The sequence below is a fragment of the Gryllotalpicola kribbensis genome (genome assembly GCF_039538245.1).
GTDB lineage: Bacteria > Actinomycetota > Actinomycetes > Actinomycetales > Microbacteriaceae > Gryllotalpicola > Gryllotalpicola kribbensis.
The window spans coordinates 91,763-106,401 of the sequence record NZ_BAABBX010000009.1 but is presented as its reverse complement, the minus strand read 5'-3'; the positions used below and the strand labels follow the sequence as shown (position 1 = coordinate 106,401).

The following is a 14,639-nucleotide window of genomic DNA, read 5'->3' as shown; positions in this document are numbered from 1 at the left end:
GAATCCCTGGGCGTTCCCGCACCTTGGGTCGTTTCGCGTGGGGCGGCCCGACGCAGCCGCATCGTGGGTCGTCTCGCGGGGGCGCGGCACCGGCCGCGCCGCGCTCAGTCCGGCGCGACTCCCAGCAGCGCCGCGACGAGTCGGTGCGCCTCGCCCGGGACGTACGGGGCGCGTCCGAGCGCCCGCATCACCACGAGTCCGAAGATCAGCTGGTCGATCTGCTCGCCCGTGAGCGCGGGCCGCAGCTGGCCGGCATCCCTCGCCTGCTGCACCCGCTCGGCCACTGTCGGGCTGGCCATGCCCAGCCGCTCGGCCACCCGCAGGCCGATCTCGGGGCTGTCGATCGAGGCCGAGAGAAGCGAGCCGAGCAGGGCGGCATGCGTCTCGTCGCCGAGGAACGCCAGCACACGCTCGAGCCACGCCGAGATGTCGGCGAGCGCGTCGCCGGTCTCGGGCACGGGGAAGCTCTCGGGCACGAGCGTGCCCTCTGCGAGCGCCTCGGCGACGATCGCGTTCTTCGAGGGGTACCAGCGGTAGATCGTCTGCTTGCCGACGCCGGCCTCGGTCGCGATGGCCTCGATCGTCACATTGTCGAAGCCCATGCGGTCGATCAGGGTGGCGATGGCGGTGAGGATCGCGGTGCGCGACGCCTCGCTGCGTGCTGCTCCTCTGGGCATAGCTGAAGATCTCCCTACAACGAGACGTGGCGTCTAGCAGAACCTCAGGGCCGCGATCTACGGTACTAAGCGTCTCGTTGAAGAACATAGCGCTGAGTCGATGGCGATGAAGGGCAGACGTCGCCGCAGCCTGCGACGACCCGCGCCCTCCAGCCCGGCGCAGCCACCGATTGAAGGGTGGACCGATGGCCGGCCTGCTGTACCGCCTCGGCCGATTCTCGGCACGACGCGCCTGGATCGTCATCACCGCATGGGCGGTCGTCCTCGGCCTCGCCGTCGTGGCGTTCTCGATCGGCAGTGGCCGGCTCTCCGACGCCATCACGATCCCGAACACGCCCACCACGCAGGTGCAGCACCGGCTCGAGAAGATCCTCGGCAGCGACGCGGCCGGCACCCACGCGAGCGGCACGATCGTCGTGCAGAGCACGGCGAAGCAGGCGATGACGGATGCCCAGCGGGCCGACCTCGCCGACATGATCGCCGCCGTCGAGAAGGTCGACGGGGTGAAGTCGGTCGCGAACCCCTTCGACCAGCTCGAGCAGGTGAACGCGCAGAAGCAGAAGCTCGCCGACGGGAAGGCCCAGCTGGCCGCGGCCCAGCAGAAGCTGAGCGACGGCCAGAAGCAGCTCGACGCGGCGCAGCAGCAGCTGAGCGACGGGCAGAAGCAGCTTGACGCGGCGGTCGCGCAGGCGCAGGCATCCGGAATGTATGACGCGGCGAAGCCGCAGCTCGACGCGCAGCAGGCGCAGCTCGACGCCGGGAAGCAGCAGCTCGCGACCCAGCAGGAGCAGCTCACCGCGAACCAGAAGAAGATCGACGAGCAGCGCACGCAGCTGACGCAGGGGTCGAAGCTTCTCGAGATGTCGCAGGGCGCCCTGCAGGTCTCGAAGAACGAGCGCACGGCGATCGTGACCGTCACCCTGGACGCGGCGCAGAACGAGATCTCGCCAGAGGTCTCGAGCGACATCCGCGCCGCCGCGAGTGACGCGGCCCCAGCCGGCACGACGGTCGACTTCTCACAGGAGCTCGCGCAGCAGGGCTTCGGCAGCTCGAGCGAGGCGGGCGGCATCGTGATCGCGGCCATCGTGCTCGCGATCATGCTCGGCACGCTGATCGCGGCGGGTCTGCCGCTGCTCAACGCCATCGTCGGCGTCGGCATCAGCTACCTCGTGGTGATGTCGTTCTCGAAGCTCATCGAGATGAACAGCACGACGCCGATCCTCGCGCTGATGCTCGGCCTCGCGGTCGGCATCGACTACACCCTGTTCATCCTCAACCGGCACCGCGAGCAGCTGAAGCGCGGCATGGAGGTGCACGAGTCCATCGGGCTCGCGAACGGCACCTCGGGGTCGGCGGTCGTGTTCGCCGGCATCACGGTCATCGTCGCGCTGGTGGCGCTGTTCGTGACGGGCATCTCGTTCCTCGGGCTCATGGGCGCGGCCGCCGCGCTCGCCGTGGGGGTCGCCGTGCTCGTCGCGATCACGCTGACGCCGGCGATCCTCGGGCTGGCGGGTCTGCGCGTGCTGCCCAAGCGGGTGCGGCGCAGGCTGGCAGAGGGGGCGGATGCCGGTGCGGATGCCGATGCCGGTGCCGGTGCGGCCGAGGGTGCGCGCCCCGCGAAGCCGCGCCGACCGCTCACGGCCATGTCGACCCCGCGCGCATGGATCACGGCCGTGGCATCCGTGCTCGTCCTCGGCGCGATCGCCGTGCCCGCCACGCAGATGCGGCTCGGCCTGCCCGACGGGGGCTCGCAGCCGGCCGACTCGACGCAGTACCGCGCCTACGAGAAGGTGCGCGCGGCGTTCGGCGAGGGCTTCAATGCGCCGCTCGTGGTGGTGGCGGATGTCTCGTCGGGGCTCTCGGACTCTGAGATGACCGCCCGTGAGGTGCAGATCGGCGAGCACCTGAGCGCTATGCGCGACGTGGCCGCGGTGGTGCCCGTGACGGCATCCACCTCGCACGATGTCGTCGTGTTCCAGGTGATCCCGCGCGGTGGGCAGAACGACGTGTCGACCGAGAATCTGGTGCAGCACCTGCGGTCGTCGGGCGCGAGCGGCGTCGAGGGGCACTTCCAGGTCGCCGGCGCGACGAGCGGCAACATCGACATCACGGACTACCTGGCCCGCGCCCTGCCGCCGTACCTGATCGTCGTGATCGGCCTGTCGATCCTCATCATGATCGCCGTGTTCCGGTCGCTGCTCGTGCCGCTGCTCGCGACCGGCGGCTTCGTGCTGTCGCTGTTCGCGGCGCTCGGCGGTGTGACCGCGATCTTCCAGTGGGGCTGGCTCGGCGCGCTGTTCAACGTGCACGACCCAGGCCCCGTGCTGAGCTTCCTGCCGACCCTCGTCGTCGGCATCCTGTTCGGGCTCGCGATGGACTACATGCTCTTCATCGGAACCGGCATTCGCGAGGCGTATGTGCACGGGGCATCCGCGCGGGTCGCCGTCGTGTCGGGTGTGCGCGCCGGGCGTGCGGTGGTGACGGCCGCGGCGCTGATCATGGCGTCGGTGTTCGCGGGCTTCATCTTCTCTGACAACTCGATCATCTCGGCGCTCGGCTTCGGCCTCGCGTTCGGCGTGCTGGCGGATGCCTTCGTGGTGCGCATGCTGCTCATCCCCGCGGTGCTGCACCTCTTCGGTCGCGCCGCGTGGTGGCTGCCGAAGTGGCTCGACCGTCTCGTTCCGGATGTCGATGTCGAGGGCGCTCGGCTCGAGCGGACCCACCCGGTCGTGCCGCTGCACGAGGGCGAGGACGAGCCGGTGCTCGTGTAGGCGGTGCTTTGGCGCCGGATGGCGCCGAAACGCACGATTCGTCACCCCAATGCCAACGCCCAGGGTGACGAATCGTGCGTTCGATCGTCAGATGGAGTCAGGAGTCTCCATCGTCGGAGGCGTCGGGAAGCTCATCCTCATCCGTCGTTGCGCTCTGGTCCTGAATGGTCAGTTCGGAGCCGTCGATGCGGATATCGCCATAGACGAAGTAGTCCTCGTTCGCGCTCTTGTCGGTCTCGACCTCGTTGAAGTCGTCATCGTAGGTGGTGTCTTTCCAGGCCGCCTTGGCAGTGCCGGGGGTGGTGGTCGTGAACGATCCGTCCGCCGCCAGCTTGATGGCGGGGTACTTCACGTTCGACCAGTCGGTGTCCCACCAGCTCGCGTTCTCGTCGTTGCGCTGCGTGTCCGAGACGAGGTAGCAGTAGAACTGCGTGCTGTCGTCGTCGTCCCCGAAACAGGCGGTGTCGAGTGAGTCGTCGACGAGCTTCTGGAGCGTCTCGGTAACGGCTGGGGTGAACGACCACTCGATCGACTGGCGGGCACCGCCTTCATCGCCCGCGGCGACAGTGAAGGCATCCGCCGTCAGATACTCGCCGCCGTCGGGCACGACCTTGTAAATGCCCGGGAAGACTGTCATAGACGCGGCACCGCCGCTGTCACCGAGCTCGAGTGCGGATCCGCCCACCTTCGCAGATGTGGAGCTCGACGCATCCGATGTCAGCTCGATGCCGCTCGCGAGAGGAGTCGCGACCTTCCATGAATTGAACAGCCCCTTGTCGTGCTTGGTGACGCGCACCTGCTGGCTGTAGCTGCGACCATCAAGGCGGTAGGCGACTTTCACCAGAGCCTGGTCGCCGCTCGGCCTGTCGGCCGTGACGACCACGTTGCTGATGGTCTTCTCCGGCTTGGCATTCAAGGCATCGCGACCGGGCGAGGCGATCTTCGCGGCGTCCGTGAAGTCGCCCGAAGCGATCAGCCCTGCATACTGCGCGACCGGCTTTTCGGGAGTGAACACAGTGTGATTGAGCACCGCGACGGCGCCGAAGAACAGGCCGGCAAGCACGGCAAGACCGCCGACGATCGAGCCTGCCCAGATTGTTGCCTTCTTCGCCGCCGGAGAGAGAGGGGCGGGAGTGCCCTGAGCGTCGGTGATGCCCACGCTCGCGACGTTGATCAGCGGCGGGAACGTGACGGCGACGAGCGGGGTCACGTAGGTCGCGATCAGGTCGATGAGAACCGCGACGACAGCGAACACCAGGAACACCCAGGCTGCGGCGCCGAAGCCGCCGTGCAGCGAGGCGCCGATCGATTTGAGGATCTCGGCCGCACCGCTGACGCTGAGACGAAGATTCGTCACGAGGACCGGGATCAGCAGCGCCGAAAGAGTCGCGATTCCGACGAACAGACCGCGCTGCGGCAGCGAGGTGGGGCGTGCGGCGCGCAGCACCCCGATGCGCAGGCCCGACCAGAGCGTGACCAGCACGGCGAAGCCGAACAGAATCCACACGAGGCCGCCGCCCGGCACAAGACCGCCGACATTGAAGACGTTGAAGTGCTGGTCGAGCGTCGGCAGATCGGAGTCGTCGGTGAACGAACTCAGGGCGTCCCCGAGGCCGCCGGTCGAGATGGCGAGCGACCCGAAGTGACCGAGAGTGATGGCGTACACCGTGGCCTGGCCGAGCCAGAGCGGAATAGTCAGAAGTGTGCCGACGAGCGCGTCCGCCCTGATTCCGAGGATGACGCCGGCGGCGAGCGCAAGCACCCCGAAGACGGTGCCGAGGGCCGTGCCCCAGACGGTGAGGTCGCGAACGACGGCGGGTGCGTTCGCGGTGACGAGCCGCAGGCCGCCCCAGGCGCCGAACTGGCGGCCGAGGAACGCAGCCAGGCCGATCAGAAGCCAGCCAGTGAAGAACACGCCGGGGCCGCCAGCCGCGAGGTGCGCGTCGGCGGAGAAGAAGTCGTTGCCGGATGCGCCGGTCGAGCCGTGGCCGAAGCTTGCGGCAAGGATCGAGATGATGGCGGCAGCGACGAGGCCGGTGGCCGCGGATGTTGCGAGACGCCCGACCCAGGTCGGGGTCGCGACGCGCTTTTCGATGCGGATCCCCGACCAGATGGTCAGGGCGAGCACCCCCGCCGTGAGGAGCACCGGCGCGCCGTGCAGCGTGGCTCCGAGTCGCGCGGACGAGCCGAACAGGTCGATCCCTGAGGAGATATGCACGTTGCCGCCGAAGGCGAGGGACAGCAGCCAACCGAAGGCCAGGCGGAACGCCTTGCCGAAACCGAAGTCGCTGTCGCCGCTCGCATCGGTGGTGCCGCTTCCTGACGCGGCCTGAGCCAGCGCGAAAATGAGGAGGCCGAGCGTGACGAGCGTCACGACGACGGCGCCGATCGCCGCGACGCCGGTGTGGATCGCGGCTCCGATCACGTATCGGCGAGTGATGAATGCCGGCGTCCTCGCGGCGAACTGCGCGCCGCGCGCTTGAAGGGCGGCCAGCGATTCGGCGCCCTGCGCCGCCAGGGTCTCTTGCGCGGTAGGGGCCTGCGCTCCGGGTGCTTGCGGTTCGGCGGCGGTGGGCGCTTCGCCGCTTGCCTTCGCTTCGGGCACCGGCGTGTCGCGGGGAGGTTCGGGCGTTTCGGGCGTCGGATCTTCGGACACGGTGCTCCTGGGAATTGTGCGAATGCCGGAAGCGGAAGTCTTCCTAGACGCTTGTCATGTTTCCTGTTGCACGCTGCGACCTATAGACCCTGTTCGGGCCTGACCAGTTCGGGGGCGATGGTCGAGGGAGTGACCGCGGTGAAGCATCCGGCAGAGCGGGTACAGCGACTTCGTAGGTGCACAACGGATGCCGGCTCCTGCCGGCATGAGACCCACGGAGGACCACGATGCAGATCGGCTACAAGCTCTCGACCGAAGGCTTCGCGCCCACCGAGATCATCCGCCAGGCGGTCGCCGCCGAGCAGGCGGGGTTCGACTTCGTCGAGATCAGCGACCACTTCCACCCGTGGCTCGACAACCAGGGGCACAGCGGGTTCACGTGGTCGATCCTCGGGTCGATCGCGGCCAAGACCGAGCGCGTCGGGCTCGTCACCGGCGTGACGTGCCCCACCATGCGCTACCACCCGGCGATCATCGCCCAGGCGGCGGCGACCATGGCGCTGATCTCCAACGGGCGCTTCACGCTCGGCGTCGGCGCGGGCGAGAACCTCAACGAGCACATCATCGGCGAGGGCTGGCCCGGGGCACGCATCCGCCACCGCATGCTGCGCGAGGCGCTCGAGATCATCCGCCTGCTCTGGCAGGGCGGGTACAAGAGCTACGACGGCGAGTTCCTCAACCTTGAGGATGCCGGGGTGTTCGACCTCCCCGAGACGCTGCCGCGCATCGTGGTCGCGAGCGGAGGGAAGGCATCCGCGCGCATCGCCGCCGAACTCGGTGACGGCATCTTCGCGACCGAGCCGCGCGCCGACCTGGTCGAGGGCTACGCGGCGGCGGGCGGCGCGGGCGTGCGCTACGCCGAGGTGCCGCTTGCATACGCATCGAGCCCGGGGGATGCCGCGGCTGCGGTGCTTGAGAAGGAGCCGTGGTTCGCCACCGGCTGGCCGGTCATGAGCGAGCTGCCGAACCCGAAGAACTTCAAGGCGGCGTCGTCGACCGTGCGGGAAGAGGACGTGCTGCAGCAGTTCGCGTGCGGCCCCGACGTCGAGCGGCACCTCGAGGTCGTCGGGCAGTTCACCGAGGCGGGGTTCGACCACCTCGTGCTGCACAACGGCGGGCCCGACCCGGATGCCTTCCTTGAGTTCTTCGCGGGGGAGTTGAAGCCGCGGCTCGCTTGAGGTCGCGCGGCGCCGAGCCGCCTCTTGACGCAGCACTTGTTTTTTGCAAGTGTTCGCGCATGAGCCTCTTCATCACCTGCCCCGTCGAGAGCGTTGAGCGCGCGACGGCCTTCTACACGGCCCTCGGCTGGACGCTCAACGCAGAGATGTCCGACCACAACGTGTCGTGTTTCGCGATCGCGCCCGGCCAATACGTCATGCTCGGCAGTCGCGAGATGTACGCGAGCGTCGGCGGCACCGAGGACCTGGTCGGCGGTCCCGGCACGCCCTCGAAGGTCACGGTCTCGTTCGACCTCGACAGCCGCGAGGCGGTCGACGAGCTGGTCGAGCGGGCCGGAGCGGCCGGCGGGCGCGTCGGCGACATCGACGACTACCCGTTCATGTATCAGCGGCAGTTCGACGACCCCGACGGCTACCACTACTCGCCGTTCTGGATGAAGCCCGAGACGCCCGAGACTGCTGCCACCGCGTGAGCGACCTTTCCGCGGCCCTCGACGTCGTCGGGGCGCGGTGGGCCCTGCTCATCGTGGAGCGGCTGCTCGACGGGCCGCAGCGCTACGGCGATCTGCAGCGCGACCTCGGAGTCCCGACGAACATCCTCGCGACCCGCCTGCGCGAGCTCGAAGCGGCCGGAGTGCTGCGCCGCCTCCCGCTCATGCACAACACCCGCGCCTACGCGCTGACCGACCGCGGGCTCGCCCTGCGCGAGGCGATCGTCGCACTCGCGCGCTGGGGCGAGCAGGAAGGCTAGCGGCCACGGTCGCGCCGCCGTATCTTGCTCGCCATGAGCAAACCTCAGGCGATATCGAGCGAAGCGATTGCGGATGCCTCAACGGGCAGCTTCTTGCCCGACCCGCCGCTGACCGCCGCGGCGCAGGCGATGTACGACGAGGATGTGGCCGACGACGGGTATGTCTGGAACCTCACTCGGGTCTGGGCGTACCAGCCCGAGACGCGGGCCAAGCTCGACGAGCTGATGGCGGTCGCGCTGGCGTCGAGCGGGCTGAGCGCCAGGCAGCGCGGCGTGCTCGTCACGGCGACGGCCTCGACGCTCGGCGATTCATACTGCTCGTTCGCATGGGGCCGCCGGCTGGCGCGGTATGCGGACCCCGCCGTTGCGGCGGGGGTGCTCTCGGGCACCGATGCCGGGCTCACCGACCAGGAGCAGGCGATGGCGGCGTGGGCGCGGAAGGTGACGAGGGACCCGAACTCGACGACATCCGACGACGTGCAGCTGTTGCGCGATGCAGGGCTCGACGAGGGGCAGATCGTCGCGATCACGGCATACATCGGGCCGCGGATCGCCATGGCGACCGTCGACGACGCGCTGCGTGCGCGGCCGGATGCGGGGTTGGTGGCCGCGGTGCCCGCTGAGGTTCGGGCCGTTGTCGACTACGGGCGGCGGCCGCTGGGGGAGTAGACGGGCGCGAGTCCGGGCATCGGTGTAGATGACGCCGTCGGCGCCGGCTCGGCGCGTGCGGCGGAGTCCAGTTTCACGACCGGAGGTGCCCTGATGAGCGACGCACGAGAGCCCAACGCCGACAAGATGCCGGAGACTGACCAGCTGCAGGAGCCGAGCACCGAGAAGGACCCGGGCGAGGAGCCGAAGGACCCCGAGGTCGAGCCGGAGGAGGTGGACCACGAGGCGGTCGGCATCGGTGTGATCGATACGCCCGAGCCCAAGCAAGGAGAACCACTCGACGAGTAGCACGGGCTGAGCGCTCGCGGTCGGTGCGGCACCCGACGACGGTGATCGTGGCACCGATAGTCTTCCCCCGTTCTGGGTCTAGGGCGGGCTCGAGAGGTGAAAGAGACTCAAGGCACGCAAAGCGTCCGAACAGGAGATCTCGGTGTCCTCCTCACTGTCCAACAGGTTCCGCACAGCTATGAGGGGCATCCGTCCGTCAATGTGGGCGGGGCTCGTCTTGACGACAATCGCCGCGCTGATCGGCCTGTCTGGTGGCCCGTGGGTAATGCTGTGCCTCATTTCAGTCGTGGTGTTGGGGACGAGCCTCTACGGATGGGCGTTCCGCCGACACACGTGGCTGCGGCTTCCCCGGAAGCGGTCGGTCTCCGCTGTCAGCGCTGGTGTCGCGCTTGCGGTCTTCCTTGGCTCGAGCATCGCTTTTGGATCGACGCAACCTGCCGCGGATGTTGCGGATGCCAACGACGCTCCGGTCCACCTTTCGTCGGTTCATCCGGCAAGCCCGACCGACCTGCCAAGCAAGACGCCGACACCGATATCGACTCCGACGCACACTCCAATCGTGACGACGCAGCTCGTCACCACGACCAGCGAGATTCCGTTCGCTTCTACCACGGTGCAGGACGGCAACCTTGCGAAGGGCAGTTCTAGGGTCACTACCGCGGGTGTGAACGGCGTGATGACGACGACGTACAAAGTCACGCTGACAGATGGCAAGGAAACCAGTCGCGTACAGGTGTCTCAGACTGTGACCACCGCACCAGTCAATCAAATGACGAGCGTGGGCACCTACGTTGCGCCGCCCGCTCCCGCCGCGCCCGCAGCACCGGCCCCTGCTGCGCCCGTGGCCCCCGGCAACGGGGCGACAGCGCTCTGTCACGACGGTACCTATTCTTATGCGGCTCATCACCAAGGCGCCTGCTCTCACCACGGGGGTGTGGCCGAGTTTTATAAGTAACGCCGAGCATGAGGAAGCGAACGCACTAGCTGTTACCGTGACCACGTGACCGACGACGCCGTTCTGCGCAACCTGAGAGAGTTCGTCGCTGAGCGCGACTGGGCCCAGTTCCACTCGCCCGAGAACCTCGCGAAGAGCGTCTCGATCGAGGCCGCCGAGCTGCTCGAGTGCTTCCAGTGGAGCCCCGACTTCGACGCAGACCGCGTCAACGAAGAGCTCGCCGACGTGCTCACCTACTGCTACCTGCTCGCCGACCGCCTCGGCGTCGCCCCCGACCAGCTCGTCCTCGACAAGCTCGCGAAGACCCGCGTCAAGTACCCGGTCGAGAAAGCCCGCGGCCGGAGCACCAAGTATGACCAGCTTTGAGGTCGAGCGGCTGGTGATGTCGCCGGCCGAGCTCAAGGTGCGCGAGGCGCTCGGTGGCCGCTTCACCAACTGGCCCGTCGTGTACGTGCTCAACGGCACCCGCGAGGTCTACGTCGGGGAATCCCGCAACTTCGTGGGCAGGATGCGCCAGCATCTGGCATCCCCGGCGAAGAAGTCGCTCGAGGTGGCGCGCGTCATCCTCGACGACCGATTCAACAAATCGGTATGCCTCGATCTCGAGGCGTACCTCACGTCGCTGTTTGCGGGCGACGGCCGTTACACGGTGCTCAACTACAACGACCGGATGATCGACTGGGACTACTACGCGCGCGCTGACTACCGCGCGACGTTCAATGAAATCTTCGAGCGACTGCGCGACGAGAAGCTGTTCGAGCGCTCGATTCCCGAGATCGAGAACACCGACCTCTTCAAGCTGTCGCCGTTCAAGCAGCTCAACACGGGGCAGGCCGTCGCGGTCGAGGCGATCCTCGAGCAGCTGTTCACGGACTTGGCGGCGGATGCCGGCAGCACCGCGGTCATCCAAGGCGACCCCGGCACCGGCAAGACGATCGTGGGCATCTACCTGCTGAAGCTGCTGCAGGACATCGCCACGAGCGACCCCGACGAGACCATCGAGGCAGATTCGGTCTTCTCCGAACTGTTCACCGAGCGGAACCGCGAGCTGCTGCGCGACTTCAAGGTCGGGCTCGTGATCCCACAGCAGTCGCTGCGGCAGTCGGTCAAGAACGTCTTCCGCCATGTGCCGGCGCTCAGCCCGAAGATGGTGCTCACGCCGTTCGAGGTCGGTGCGGCGACCGAGAAGTGGGATCTGCTCGTCGTCGACGAGACCCACCGGCTGAGCCAGCGCGCCAACCAGCCGTCGGCGATGCAGAACCTCAAGTTCGCTGAGATCAACGAGCGGCTCTTCGGGCCCGAGGGCGCGAACCGCTCGCAACTCGACTGGATCCGCGCCCAGAGCACCCACCAGCTCTTCCTCATCGACTCGGCGCAGAGCGTGCGGCCGGCCGACCTGTCCGCTGAGACTCAGCGCGAGCTGATCTCCGTGGCGAAGAGCGGCGGCCGGTGGCATCCGCTCGCCTCTCAAATGCGGGTGCGCGCAAAGGCGGGCGAGCAGGGGCTCGACTACGTCGACTATGTGAGGCGGATGCTGAGCGATGAGCCGCCCGCGCCGCAGCGCTTCGAGGGCTACGAGCTGCGGATGTTCGACAGCCTCGCTGAGATGCACGCCGAGATCCGCAAGCGCGACGAGGAGGTCGGACTGTCGCGGCTCGTGGCCGGCTATGCGTGGGAGTGGAAGAGCAAGCGCGACCCGAGCGCGTTCGACATCGAGCTCGACGGATGCCGGCTGCAGTGGAACCGCACCGACAAGGACTGGATCAACTCGCCGGGCTCGATCGACGAGGTCGGGTCGATCCACACGGTGCAGGGGTACGACCTCAACTACGCGGGCGTCATCATCGGGCCTGATCTGCGATTCGACGAAGAGTCAGGCCGCATCGTGTTCGACCGCGCCCACTACTTCGACAAGAAGGGCATGGAGAGCAACGGATTCCTCGGCCGGACGTACACCGACGAGGAGGTGCTCGCCTTCGTGCGGAACATCTATGCGGTGCTGCTGACGCGTGGGATTCGTGGGACGTATGTGTACGTACAAGATCCGTTACTCAGATCCCGCGTACGGACCTATCTGCATCCCGTATAGGTCCTAGCGCGTTCCTCGTCAGCGCCTCTGGTTTGTGGGCATTGCGATGTAGTGGCTGTCGATTATGATCGCTCAGTCGGTGAGAACAGTTGAACGACTTCTTCGGGCACCGCAAAGTGCGACGACTTAACGCCGGTCTCATACACCGCGTCAAGTAGCGGAGCCAGCCCGAACGGTATGCGTTCGGCCGCCTGCAGATCCGCCGTGATTCTTTTCACTGGTCTCGTGAAGCCACGTAACATTTGGCCTTCGTCTCGGCCATCCAATTCGTAGACTCGAGCCCGCGATATTCGACCGCCTAGCTCAATTGCCTCACGAATGACGCTCGCCTGAGTCTGGCCCTGAGCGTCAAGCTCGCGAAGGACAGTTCGCACCGCTTCTAAGGTCCACGGTTCAGAGGCGGGTCGGTCGTCTCGGACTCGCTCGATGTCGTGCACGGATTCTGGGCTTGTCCCGACCCCGAGCGCGTTTGAGTACTTCACCAAGTCAACTGGCTCCAGGAGGAAAAAGCGATGACCGGTAGTCGCGAAGTACTCTTCGATGAGCTCTCGACGAGGGCCGATCGCGGCACCCCGTTCGCCGCGGTTCCACCAGTCTTCTTTCGTGTCCGCAGTGACAAGCACGCAGTCAACGTTACGGATCTTGCCTTCTGCCAAGATCTGGCGCCAGACGATGTAGTCGCCGGAGGCGCCCTCGGGCAGGTCAGACTCGAGTTTGTCGGCGTCCATATAACCCGGCGGCAACGAGTTCTCTACGCGACGCTCGCCCTCTGCTATCGCTGCAGCCCACTCCTCGGCGCTGGGCGCCTCGCCGACTGCGCCCTCCAGTAATGCCTCGAGCTTGGAGAGGAGCGAATCCCGTGCGGTCGGCGTGTGGGTTGAGATGCGAACCGGCTCATCTCCGATCCTGCTTCGTAGGCCACCGTAGTAGTCGTCGACGCCGAGAGTCATCGAGTCTCGGATCTCGTCGGGAATTGCGACGCTCTTTGCCCATCGCGTGATGGCATCCTTAGTAGACGTAGCGTTCTTCGCAAGGGCGCCTAGTGCGTCCTTCGACGCGGTGCCAAGGCTGGCGATAACCGATTGTCTATTGCGCCAAAACTCACGCACCACTTGATGGGGAACAAATAGGCGGTTGTCGGCTGCGGATGCCACGTTGAGCAGATCATCGACGGTCTTGTCGTTATATCGATAGAGGTTCAGAAGTACGTTTGTGTCCAAGACGACCATGCCGTTTTGCAAGCCGTCGCGGATGTCGGCCGAACCGTGAACACGAAAGTGATCGAAGCCTGTATAGAGACCGCCCTTGGACACGAGTCTGCCTTCCACTTATCCTCGCTGGCGTTCCAAGTCTGAAGCGCGAGCCAGCCGTGGGCGTACCCCCAGTGTGGGCGTGCGGAGGTTCTTCGGGTCAGCATGATCGTCCGCGGTTATCCGCCAAGGTGCTGCCTTCGTGTTCAGTCGCTGACGGTCTCAGTGCTCTCGCGCAGCAGCACCTCCACCGGCAGCCGCCGCGTGATCGGGGCGGTGTCGGGCGCCTCGAGCCGGTCGACCATCGCCCGCACCGCCGCACGGCCGAGCTCCTCCATAGGCTGACGCACGGTCGTGAGCCTCGGAGAGCTGAGGCGCGTCTCCTCGATGCCGTCGAAGCCCGACACCAGCACATCGGTGGGCACGCGCACCCCCGCGCGCCCGAACTCGTCAAGCATCCCCAGCGCCATCTGGTCGTTGCCGCAGATGACGGCGCGCGGCAGCGCATCGCGGCCCTCGGCCACCAGCGCAGCGGCAACCGCACGACCGCCCTCGCGCCGGAAGTCCCCTCTCAAGGTCCGCAGAGCCGAGGCATCCACCCCGACGGAAGCCAACGCGGCCACGAAGCCGGCATAACGTTCCGCATCATCGGGCGAGCCCTCAGGCCCGAAGACATACACGGGGTCGCGCACGCCCAGCTCCGACACGATGTGGGCCGTCAGTGCGCGCATCCCCTCACGATTCGCCACACCGACGTGGTCGAACGAGTCGCCGCGGCGCGGCCCGGCGATGAGCACGATCGGGATGCTTCCCGACAGCTGACCCAGCATCTCCTCCGGCACGCTGCGCGCCACGATCAGCAGGCCGTCGACGCGGCCCGCCATGTCGCGCACCATGCGCTCGGGGTCGCCGCCGTGGCCGACGCCGATCGTCAGCACGAAGCCCTGGCGCCACGCCTCGAGCTGGGCTCCGCGCAGCACCTCGTCATAGTAGAGATCGCGCACTCGCGACGAGCCGGAATCGGGGATGTCGCGCACGACGCGAACAGTGGCGGATGCCCCGTCCTCGCCCGCGGCGTCGAGAGCAGCCTCATCGACGCCGTCGATCGCCGGCAGATACAGCCCGATGACGCCCGTGGTACGCCCGGCGAGGCCGCGGGCCGACGCGCTGGGCACGTACCCCAGCGCGCGGACCGCGGCCAGCACCTGCTCTTTGGTCGAGTCCTTGACGAGGTCGGGCCGGCGCAGCACCCGCGAGACCGTCGCGATCGAGACGCGGGCGTGCGCCGCCACGTCGTACACGGTCGGCTTCGCCATGCGGCCCCCTCGCCCTCGAGCATCCTCGAGCATCCTCGA

Annotated in this window: 13 protein-coding genes; 9 read left to right on the top strand and 4 right to left on the bottom strand. The window is 67.2% G+C overall.

The window, feature by feature from the left end:
* Positions 1-104: 104 nt before the first annotated feature.
* The gene (locus ABD716_RS06275) at positions 105-677 is read right to left on the bottom strand and encodes a TetR/AcrR family transcriptional regulator (RefSeq protein ID WP_344774939.1); all 573 of its coding nucleotides are present in this window, start codon (positions 675-677) and stop codon (positions 105-107) included.
* A gap of 185 nt (positions 678-862) precedes the next feature.
* On the opposite strand from ABD716_RS06275, the gene ABD716_RS06270 reads away from it, so the two are divergent.
* Positions 863-3,448, top strand: a complete 2,586-nt coding sequence (locus ABD716_RS06270) for an MMPL family transporter (RefSeq protein ID WP_344774937.1) — start codon at positions 863-865, stop codon at positions 3,446-3,448.
* Positions 3,449-3,545: 97 nt separating this feature from the next.
* Here the strand turns inward: ABD716_RS06270 and ABD716_RS06265 are convergent, their stop codons facing one another.
* A complete protein-coding gene (locus ABD716_RS06265) occupies positions 3,546-5,873 on the bottom strand; it encodes a hypothetical protein (protein WP_344774935.1) in 2,328 nt (775 codons plus the stop codon).
* Between the two features lie 458 nt (positions 5,874-6,331).
* Between ABD716_RS06265 and ABD716_RS06260 the strand changes: the two genes are divergently transcribed.
* The 8 genes from ABD716_RS06260 (at position 6,332) to ABD716_RS06225 (ending at position 12,034) form a co-directional block, all read left to right on the top strand.
* A complete protein-coding gene (locus ABD716_RS06260; RefSeq protein ID WP_344774933.1) occupies positions 6,332-7,282 on the top strand; it encodes a TIGR03557 family F420-dependent LLM class oxidoreductase in 951 nt (316 codons plus the stop codon).
* Between the two features lie 59 nt (positions 7,283-7,341).
* Positions 7,342-7,755, top strand: a complete 414-nt coding sequence (locus ABD716_RS06255) for a VOC family protein (RefSeq protein WP_344774931.1) — start codon at positions 7,342-7,344, stop codon at positions 7,753-7,755.
* Positions 7,752-8,033, top strand: a complete 282-nt coding sequence (locus ABD716_RS06250) for a winged helix-turn-helix transcriptional regulator (protein ID WP_344774929.1) — start codon at positions 7,752-7,754, stop codon at positions 8,031-8,033. The genes ABD716_RS06255 and ABD716_RS06250 overlap by 4 nt, the downstream gene beginning before the upstream one ends.
* 33 nt (positions 8,034-8,066) lie before the next feature.
* Positions 8,067-8,702: a carboxymuconolactone decarboxylase family protein gene (locus ABD716_RS06245; RefSeq protein ID WP_344774927.1), complete on the top strand. Its 636-nt coding sequence runs from the start codon at positions 8,067-8,069 to the stop codon at positions 8,700-8,702.
* A 93-nt stretch (positions 8,703-8,795) separates the two neighbouring features.
* Entirely contained in the window at positions 8,796-8,990 is a 195-nt protein-coding gene (locus ABD716_RS06240; RefSeq protein WP_344774925.1) for a hypothetical protein, read from the top strand.
* 217 nt (positions 8,991-9,207) lie between these two features.
* Entirely contained in the window at positions 9,208-9,945 is a 738-nt protein-coding gene (locus ABD716_RS06235) for a G5 domain-containing protein (RefSeq protein ID WP_344774923.1), read from the top strand.
* 45 nt (positions 9,946-9,990) lie between these two features.
* A complete protein-coding gene (locus ABD716_RS06230; protein ID WP_344774921.1) occupies positions 9,991-10,311 on the top strand; it encodes a nucleotide pyrophosphohydrolase in 321 nt (106 codons plus the stop codon).
* Positions 10,298-12,034, top strand: a complete 1,737-nt coding sequence (locus ABD716_RS06225; protein WP_344774920.1) for a DNA/RNA helicase domain-containing protein — start codon at positions 10,298-10,300, stop codon at positions 12,032-12,034. Before ABD716_RS06230 ends, ABD716_RS06225 begins: the two co-directional genes overlap by 14 nt.
* Before the next feature lie 62 nt (positions 12,035-12,096).
* On the opposite strand, the gene ABD716_RS06220 is transcribed toward ABD716_RS06225, so the two are convergent.
* Positions 12,097-13,347 (bottom strand): PIN-like domain-containing protein, encoded by a 1,251-nt coding sequence (locus ABD716_RS06220; protein WP_344774919.1) that lies wholly within the window; start codon positions 13,345-13,347, stop codon positions 12,097-12,099.
* Positions 13,348-13,490: 143 nt separating this feature from the next.
* Positions 13,491-14,600, bottom strand: coding sequence for a LacI family DNA-binding transcriptional regulator (locus tag ABD716_RS06215; protein ID WP_344774918.1), 1,110 nt, complete (start codon positions 14,598-14,600; stop codon positions 13,491-13,493).
* Positions 14,601-14,639 lie beyond the last annotated feature (39 nt).

Excerpts from the sequence above, each read along its gene's own strand:
- ABD716_RS06225 (WP_344774920.1), top strand. The coding sequence starts at position 10,298 with ATGACCAGCTTTGAGGTCGAGCGGCTGGTGATGTCGCCGGCCGAGCTC.
- ABD716_RS06245 (WP_344774927.1), top strand. The coding sequence starts at position 8,067 with ATGAGCAAACCTCAGGCGATATCGAGCGAAGCGATTGCGGATGCCTCA.
- ABD716_RS06270 (WP_344774937.1), top strand. The coding sequence starts at position 863 with ATGGCCGGCCTGCTGTACCGCCTCGGCCGATTCTCGGCACGACGCGCC.
- ABD716_RS06260 (WP_344774933.1), top strand. The coding sequence starts at position 6,332 with ATGCAGATCGGCTACAAGCTCTCGACCGAAGGCTTCGCGCCCACCGAG.
- ABD716_RS06215 (WP_344774918.1), bottom strand. The coding sequence starts at position 14,600 with ATGGCGAAGCCGACCGTGTACGACGTGGCGGCGCACGCCCGCGTCTCG.
- ABD716_RS06275 (WP_344774939.1), bottom strand. The coding sequence starts at position 677 with ATGCCCAGAGGAGCAGCACGCAGCGAGGCGTCGCGCACCGCGATCCTC.
- ABD716_RS06255 (WP_344774931.1), top strand. The coding sequence starts at position 7,342 with ATGAGCCTCTTCATCACCTGCCCCGTCGAGAGCGTTGAGCGCGCGACG.
- ABD716_RS06240 (WP_344774925.1), top strand. The coding sequence starts at position 8,796 with ATGAGCGACGCACGAGAGCCCAACGCCGACAAGATGCCGGAGACTGAC.